This window comes from Lacrimispora brassicae (genome assembly GCF_054772055.1).
In genome coordinates, this window is sequence record NZ_BRYH01000042.1 from 1 (window position 1) to 1,142 (window position 1,142).

Sequence of the window (1,142 nt, forward strand, 5' to 3'; positions counted from 1 at the left end):
GCACTTAGAAACAGAACTTATATTCCAAAACCTGTACGACGAGTGTATATACCCAAAGCGAATGGTAAAAAGAGACCTTTGGGAATCCCAACTGTATTAGACAGAACAATTCAACAGGCAGTAGCACAGCCAATATCAGACATCTATGAAAAGATATTCAGTGAGTACAGTTATGGATTTCGCCCAGACAGAAGCTGTCATGATGCAATCAGACAGGCACTGGAATCCTTAAATAGTGGATACGAATGGGTAATAGATATAGATATTGAGCAATTCTTTGATAAAGTAAATCACGATAAGTTGATTCAAATTCTTAGAGAACAAGTAAATGACAGCAGTGTCCTAAACCTCATTCGCAAATATCTAGGAGCAGGGGTAATGGAAAAAGGAATCATAAAAGCCACCAAAACTGGGGTACCTCAAGGCGGACCCATTTCAGTTATACTTTCAAATGTGTATCTTGATAAGCTTGACAAGGAATTAGAGCAACGAGGTCTGCGTTTCGTAAGATACGCAGATGATGTGCTGATATTCACGAAAAGTGAAGCCGCAGCAAATCGGGTTATGACTTCAATATCTGATTGGATTGCGAGAAAGTTATTTCTGAAAATAAATGCAACAAAAACCAAAGTGGTCAGACCGACGAGAAGTAAATATTTGGGCTTCACATTCCTAAAGAATGGTGGACAGTGGAAAGTAAAACCTACAAATGAGAAGAAAGCGAAGCTGTATCAAGTAATGCGTGAGTATCTTAAAAGAGGAAAAGCAATAGCAAGACCCTTAGCAGTTACGATAAAAAGAGTAAACGAAATAGCTATGGGGTGGATAAATTATTTTCGTATTGGAATGATGAAGCAATTTATGGAAGAGTTTGGAGGGTGGCTAAGGCATAAAATAAGAGTTATAGTTATAAAACAATGGAAAAGGCCAAAGACCATTTTCAAAAATCTGTCTTACCTGAACAGAAAATATAAGAGCGGATTTAATAAAGAAAATATCTTCAAGGTTGCAAACTCAAGGTTAGGTTGGTACAAAAGATGTAGTATGGAAGTAGTGAATTATATTTTAAATCCCACACTGCTTGAAACAAAAATAAAGGACGGAGCAGGTTTGCTCAATCCTTTAAATTATTATCTAAGAAA

General features: G+C 36.7%; 1 protein-coding gene. It reads left to right on the forward strand.

The genetic code is table 11. The features are described 5' to 3' along the window. A partial coding sequence (gene ltrA, locus ACYVD3_RS19640) for a group II intron reverse transcriptase/maturase (RefSeq protein WP_460644184.1) occupies positions 1-1,142 on the forward strand: 1,142 nt, incomplete at both ends.